Raw genomic sequence first — 6,641 nt, forward strand, 5'->3', positions numbered from 1 at the left:
GATCTTCATCGACGAAAGCCACGTCACCGTGCCGCAGATCGGAGGCATGTATCGCGGCGGAAGTCGCCGCGATACATGCCTCCGATCTGCGGCACGGTGACGTGGCTTTCGTCGATGAAGATCAGCGCATTGTCCGGCACATATTCGAACAAAGTCGGTGGCGGCTCGCCCGGCTGACGTCCGGTGAGATAGCGCGAATAGTTCTCGATGCCGGCGCAGGAGCCGGTCGCTTCCAGCATCTCGAGATCGAAGCGCGTGCGCTGCTCGAGCCGTTGCGCTTCCAGCAAACGGCCAGCCTTTTCAAGCTCTTGCAGGCGGTGCTGCAATTCTTCCTTGATCGACTTGATGGCCTGATTCAAGGTCGGGCGCGGCGTCACATAGTGCGAATTGGCGTAGATCTTGACGCTCTTCAATTCGCCGGTCTTCTGGCCGGTCAGCGGGTCGAACTCGGTGATGGCCTCGATCTCGTCGCCGAACATCGAGATGCGCCAGGCGCGGTCTTCCAGGTGGGCGGGAAAGATCTCGATCGTGTCGCCGCGCACGCGGAACGAGCCGCGCACGAAGTTGACGTCCTGGCGCTTGTATTGCTGGGCGACGAGATCGGCGAGCAGAGCGCGCTGGTCGAGCCGGTCGCCGACCTGCATCTGGAAGGTCATCGCCGTATAGGTTTCGACCGAGCCGATACCGTAGATGCAGGACACCGAGGCGACGATGATAACGTCGTCGCGCTCCAGCAGCGAGCGCGTCGCCGAGTGGCGCATGCGGTCGATCTGCTCGTTGATCGAGGATTCCTTCTCGATATAGGTGTCGGTGCGCGGGACGTAGGCCTCCGGCTGGTAGTAGTCGTAGTAGGAGACGAAATACTCGACCGCGTTTTCCGGGAAGAATTTCTTGAACTCGGCGTAGAGCTGCGCGGCCAGCGTCTTGTTGGGCGCGAGAATCAGGGCGGGGCGCTGCGTCTCCTCGATCACCTTGGCCATGGTGAAGGTTTTGCCCGAGCCAGTGACGCCGAGCAGCACCTGGGTGCGGTCGCTCTGGTCGACGCCTTCGACGAGGTCCTTGATGGCGGTCGGCTGGTCGCCGGCCGGCTCGAAATCCGAGACCATCTTGATGGCGATGCCGCCTTCCGACTTTTCCGGCCGGGCCGGGCGGTGGGGCGTCCAAAGCTGGCCGTCCTTGTGCAGCGGATTGCCGGATTCGATCAGCGCCGACAACGCTGCGACAGTGGCGGTCACACCACTCGACGAGACCGACTCGGCGTCCTCCAGGCTGATGTCGAGGCCGGCCACCGGGTTGAGGCCGGCGGCCGCGCGTTCCTTCGCCGAGGCTGCACCGCCCATCGAGGTGCCGCGCGCCGTGCGGCCGGGCGCGGACGAGCGTTCGGGGATCTTCTTCGGCGCTTTTGCCTTCGGCTGCTTCTCCGCCTCGCGCTCGATCTGTCCAGCCCAATCGGAGATCGAGCCGGTCAGCGGCGCGCCGGAGAATTCGCTCTGCGGCGCTTCGGCAAAACCACCGGGCTTCAACGGCTCGGCGGCGTCGAGGAATTCGGTCAGTGGGCTGCGCCGTTTCGGCGCGCCATCTTGCGCCGGCGAGGGCGTTTTCTTGTCGGTGCGTTTGGCCATGGCCCGAATATGGGAGGACTCGGCCAAAATGGAAAGAGCGGAGTGAAAGGGCGGGTGCGCCCTGCGGACGCTGCTGACAGAAGGCTGTCAGGAGGCATGTCGCGCCCGCCGCTTCGCCTCAATTGAACCACAGCGCGAAAATCAAGAATCCGGCACCGCCGAACTCGCGCTGGATCTGGTCGAAATCGTCGCTGGTCAGGATTTTTCCGCTCTCGACATAGGGCGCGATGGCTGGACCGGTGATCGACAGGACGAGGTCGAAGGGTTTCGGCTCGTCGAAGAAACGCTTCATGTTGATGCCCTTGCCGGCGATGCGGAAATGCGGCAGCAGCACGCGGCCTTCCAGAAGATCCTCGGCCATGGTCAAAGTGGCGAGCCAAGCCGTCACCTGCTCCTCGCCGACTTCGAGGCCGGTGAGTGGGTTGACGCCCTTCTGCTGTGGCCCCGGCAGCCATTCGCGGTCGTTGTCGGTTTCGGCGAGGATCGCGTTCCAGTCTTCGCGCGAAAGCCGGATCATCTCCAGCAGATGCCTGCGCGCCGCCTGGCGGCGCTCCGGCTCGACCACCGGCCAGTTGACGAGATGCACCAGCGAAATGAAGTCGGCGAAGCGCCATTCAGAAGAAAAGATGTTGCCGCTCATACCGCCGTCCGGCGGCACCAGCGTGTCCTGCAGCGGCAGTTTCGCGCGCGGGAACAGCATGTGGAAGGAACCGTCGAACATGGTCCTGAAATCATGCGCCAGCCAGAAATCGGCCTGGGCCATCAGGAACTCGGCGTAACCTTGCAGCCAATAGCCGTCGGCGCGGTCGAAGCGGAAGGCGAGCGAGGGCGCGGCAGCGCTCGCGTCGACACTGCCGCGCGAGAGCGAGGCCATGATCGCGGCGATACTCTCGTCCGGCGCGATGTTGCCGTCCTCATTGAGATCGATGCCGGCACGGGTGAGGTCGACCACCATGCCGATATCGGCACCGGCCGGCACGGAGCCCAGCGTGGTGGCGGATTTCTCCAGCTGGTCGCGGAAGGCGACCAGGATGGCGCGGAATTCTTCATAGGTCAGCGGCTGCGGGTTGGGGTTGTCCGGCACCGGCAGCCGCATCAGGGGCAGCATGAAGGATTGCGGACTCTCGAAACCGTGGCGGTGGAGGCCACTGGCCAGAATCTCCAGCGCGGTGAAGAATTCGCCGGCGCCGGCTGCGTAGGCCGCTGCCGGGTCGCCCGATGCGGATGCCTCCAGGGTCGACAACGAACTGTTCCGCTCCGAAACGTTTTTCGCCTCGAACAGCATCTTTGCTGCGCCCGGCATTTCCGCGGCGACTGACGAGATCGGCAGGCAAAGGCACAAGGCGGCCGCCATAAGACAGACTATGCGCGTCATCGTCATCCTCCCACCGACGTTGCAGCGAACATACACTTTTTTGGCCCATGGCGCCTGCCTGGCCGGACTGGACTTGCATCCGGCGTCAACCGACCCGCCACTCAATGAGGCCGGCTTCAACCCGTTCGCGGAACGGTCTACACACGTGGCAAACGATTGGGCATGGCGTGTCGAACTATCCGCTCTCCTACAAATTGTCGTGGCTGCCGCGCTTCCTGAAGCCGTCGCTTGGCGGTGACACGAACGGTTTCGCTGCGCCGGCGGCGAGCCTGATGGATCCGCCACCGGCGCGGACGGTGCGGCTTGCCTTCATCGGCGACCTTTCGGCGGTCGCCAACCGCACGGCGCCGGAGTGCGATCCTGCGATCGCGGCGCTGCTTGCCTCCGCCGATCTCGTGATAGGCAATTGCGAAAGCCCGATCGTCGAGCGGCCGAGCGCGGTGATGGGCACGCGGCTCGGCACCCATCACGCGATGACCGAACGCTTCCTGGCGGACGCGCTGACAGCCGTCGGCATCGCACGCGACAGGTTGGTGCTGTCGCTCGCCAACAATCATGTCCTCGACCAAGGCACTGCCGGCTTCGAGGAGACGGTCGCGGCGCTGAAGCGGCTCGGCATACGCACAATCGGCACCAGTGCTGGCGGGCCGGTCCAGCGCCATGCCGCCGGGTTGCTGACGATCGGCTTCGCCGCCTTCACGCTTTGGCGCAATGCTGACGAGCCCGAATTTCGAGCACGGGTTTCCATGGCGAGCGATCCGGCGGAATGGCCGCGCGAGGCGATCGCCGATGTCGACCTGCTTTGCGCCGTGCCGCATTGGGACTGGGAATTCCGGCATTTTCCGAGACAGCCGACCCGGGTGCTGGCGCGGCGGCTGGCGGGCCATGGCGTCCGGCTGGTCGCCGGGCACCACGCCCATGTCGTTCAGCCGGTCGATCGGTTCGGCGACAGCATCGTCGCCTACGGCCTCGGCGATTTCCTCGGCACGGCCTTCGTCAAACAACCATGGCCGGGCCGCATCGGCTCGATCCTCGCCGTCGACTTCAGCGCCGATGCCGCCACGCGCGGCATGATCGCCGCTTACCGATTGCATTTCTTCATGCGGCTCGGCGCCGGCGGCCATGAGCGGCTGGTGCCGGTGGAAGCGCTGGACGGGGCGATGAAACGCCGGGTCGCGGCTCGGCTGAAGGCTGTCTTTCCAGATCAGCCGGGCTAACCGCCGACCGCTGGCGACTTTCGCGCAAAAGCCGCTATCATGAGCGATGTCTTAGCGGCGGCCGGGGGTGGCCATGGAAGCAGCGGATTTCATGCCGAGCGAAGCGGTGATCGTCGGCATCAGGCACAACATCGAGGCCTATGAAGCGAAGCGGGCGTCGGCCCAGAAACAGGTGCGCTGGCGGGTGCCGCTGTTTGTCGGCCTGGTGATTGTTTTCGTCGTGCTCACCGCCTGGCTGTTCAACAGCGCCGCCGACCCCAACGAACAGTGGCTCTCGACGCCGCACGTCTTTCTCTACCTTGGCGGCTTCATCGTTGCGGTGCTGCTCTATTTCCAGGCGCTGAGGCCGGCGACCCGGCTGCAGCAATCCTTCCGCGATACACTGCTGCCGATGATCTTCGGCTTCGTGCGCGATGTCCGCTACCAGCACGGCGTGCGGCCGAATTCCTTCGACAGGATGCCGCGCGAAACGGTCGGCGCTTTCAATAGGCAAAGTTTCGACGACACGATCTCGGGACGCTACGAGGATTTTCCCTTCGAGCTTTACGAGGCGAAGCTTTGGGAAGGCTCCGGCAAGAGCGAGACGACCGCCTTCAAGGGCGTCATCGTCGCCTTCGAAACCATCGAGCCGTTCCCGGGCACGCTGGTTGCGGCGCGCAGGGCCAACAAGATGGTGCATTTCTTCCGCGGCATGTTTGCCAACAAGATGCAGGAGCTTTCGAGCGGCGTCGCCGAACTCGATGCCGCCTATGAATTCCGCACCGACAATATCGAGGCGGCGCGGCCGCTGGTCACGGGACGACTGGCGCAGGCGCTGACCTGGCTCGGCGAGACATGGCCTTACGACCAGGCCCGGGTGGCGCTGAGCGGCAGCGACGGTTTTCTGTTGATGCCGCGGTCGAAGAACTTCTTCGAGCTGCCGGATATCTCCGTGCCGATCGACTACAACACCCATGTCGCGCCGATGATCGCCGATCTCGGCGCCATGCTTGCCACGGCGGCGCTGGTACGCAAGATCGGGGCGAAGGACGAAGCGGCCGGATGACGCGCTTCGCTCAGCAATCGAAGCCGTACTGGGTGCGCATGTAGTCAGCCTCTTCCTTCGACATTTTCTTGAACATCACGCAGACGGTGAAGCTGCCGACCTGATGGCCGTCCCTGGTGTATCCCCAATCGGAAATATCGTCCCTGGTGAATTCGATGTTCTGGCCGAAGACGACGTTGCGGACGAGTTCCGGCTCGTTCGCCAATATGCCGACGAAGCCGGTGGCGGTGCGCTTGAAGGGGATGACCCAGAAATGCTCCGTCACATTTCCGTCCACGACCATGACCTTCAGCTTGAACTTGTCGGCTCCCGGCGGCGGAGCTTCGGACAGAGCCAGGAAGTCGTCCAGGCTGGATCGCGCCTGCGCAATCGCTGCCGCCATCTCGGCATCGTCGGGGGCGACCATCACGGTCTTGTCGTCGCCCTGATCCGAGTCTTGCGCTCGAACCTGCAAGGGTGCGAGCGCCAGCAGCAGGCATAGTGCGGCGCGAACGGTAAAGGTCATGAAGCCCCCCGACTCCGGATAGGCGACAATCTTCCCGCATCGGGCCGGCATTATCAATTGGGATCAATTGGGAGGAGCGTCGAGATTTCCAGCCGTAGTCATTGCCACCCGACCGGTATCAGGCCCAGCGTTTCCGACGACGGCCTATGTTGACCCGCGGGGGGGCGTCGCTTTTTCCCCGGGAATGCCCTACAGCCCGCTCGGCACCAATCCTGCCAGCCAGTCCGCCGATCGCTTCGCCATGTCCACGGTCGCGTCAGCCGCGCGGCCGAGGTCGGTTTTGACCACGGCATAGCCGGTCTTGGTGCGGTAGAGCACGGCGCTGCCACCGTCGACCGCAGCCTCGAAGGCGACCGGTCGCGCGGCCTCCGTCTCGCTGGCCGTCACCGTTCCGCCAACCGGGACGGTCGGGCGATGGCTGAGCTCGGGCGGCAATGGGGCGATGGTTTCGACGACGCGGTTCGTCGGCTTCAGCTCCGGCCCCGACGCTTTCGCGGCGAGTTCCGAGGTCGATGCCGAACCCTTGGTGCGGCAGATGCCGGAAACCAGCGGGCGGTTGAAGTTGCGCTGATGCAGCATCTGGCTCTTCATCGCCGCTTCGCAGTCGGCGATCGTCGCCCATTTGGCGGGCGTCTCGCCGATATATTCGCAAAGCTTGGCGTCGCAGTCGCAGCCGACGATGGTCATGGCGACAAGGGCGGTCTTGATCACGGTCTTGTCCCTTTGAATTCGTTCCAAGGCTGATCAATCGCCGGGGAACAAGGCGGGATTTGGCCGCATTTGTGAATTGTGCATGACCACATGTTACGGAAGGTTGCTTGGCTTGCGACTGTGGCGGGAAAGCATCAATTGCAGGAAAGCGGCAGCCCAAAAAGAC

5 protein-coding genes and 1 pseudogene are annotated in these 6,641 nt (G+C 64.1%); 2 read left to right on the forward strand and 4 right to left on the reverse strand.

All coding sequences use genetic code 11. From position 1 onward, the window contains the following. Window positions 1-53: 53 nt before the first annotated feature. Both EOA38_RS24085 and EOA38_RS24090 read right to left on the reverse strand, forming a co-directional pair. Window positions 54-1,622: pseudogene (locus EOA38_RS24085) on the reverse strand (DEAD/DEAH box helicase family protein); the annotation flags it as partial. A gap of 118 nt (window positions 1,623-1,740) precedes the next feature. Next, window positions 1,741-2,997 carry a hypothetical protein gene (locus tag EOA38_RS24090; protein ID WP_127300406.1) on the reverse strand — a complete coding sequence of 419 codons (1,257 nt, stop codon included), beginning with the start codon at window positions 2,995-2,997 and terminating at the stop codon, window positions 1,741-1,743. A gap of 167 nt (window positions 2,998-3,164) precedes the next feature. Here EOA38_RS24090 and EOA38_RS24095 point away from each other — a divergent pair, with 167 nt between their 5' ends. Both EOA38_RS24095 and EOA38_RS24100 read left to right on the forward strand, forming a co-directional pair. Next, window positions 3,165-4,214, forward strand: coding sequence for a CapA family protein (locus EOA38_RS24095; RefSeq protein ID WP_126092408.1), 1,050 nt, complete (start codon window positions 3,165-3,167; stop codon window positions 4,212-4,214). 73 nt (window positions 4,215-4,287) lie between these two features. Then, on the forward strand, window positions 4,288-5,259 hold the full coding sequence (locus EOA38_RS24100) for a DUF3137 domain-containing protein (RefSeq protein ID WP_127300407.1): 972 nt from the start codon (window positions 4,288-4,290) through the stop codon (window positions 5,257-5,259). Between the two features lie 10 nt (window positions 5,260-5,269). Here EOA38_RS24100 and EOA38_RS24105 read toward each other — a convergent pair whose 3' ends face one another. Both EOA38_RS24105 and EOA38_RS24110 read right to left on the reverse strand, forming a co-directional pair. After that, entirely contained in the window at window positions 5,270-5,764 is a 495-nt protein-coding gene (locus tag EOA38_RS24105) for a DUF2314 domain-containing protein (RefSeq protein WP_126092410.1), read from the reverse strand. Window positions 5,765-5,953: 189 nt separating this feature from the next. Continuing rightward, a complete protein-coding gene (locus EOA38_RS24110; RefSeq protein ID WP_127300408.1) occupies window positions 5,954-6,475 on the reverse strand; it encodes a hypothetical protein in 522 nt (173 codons plus the stop codon). Between the last annotated feature and the right edge of the window lie 166 nt (window positions 6,476-6,641).

It is taken from the genome of Mesorhizobium sp. M1E.F.Ca.ET.041.01.1.1, from assembly GCF_003997355.1.
Taxonomy (GTDB): domain Bacteria; phylum Pseudomonadota; class Alphaproteobacteria; order Rhizobiales; family Rhizobiaceae; genus Mesorhizobium.

What these genes read in the sequence shown, in the direction of transcription:
- EOA38_RS24090 (WP_127300406.1), bottom strand. Translation starts at nt 2,997, where the DNA reads ATGACGCGCATAGTCTGTCTTATGGCGGCCGCCTTGTGCCTTTGCCTG.
- EOA38_RS24100 (WP_127300407.1), top strand. Translation starts at nt 4,288, where the DNA reads ATGGAAGCAGCGGATTTCATGCCGAGCGAAGCGGTGATCGTCGGCATC.
- EOA38_RS24105 (WP_126092410.1), bottom strand. Translation starts at nt 5,764, where the DNA reads ATGACCTTTACCGTTCGCGCCGCACTATGCCTGCTGCTGGCGCTCGCA.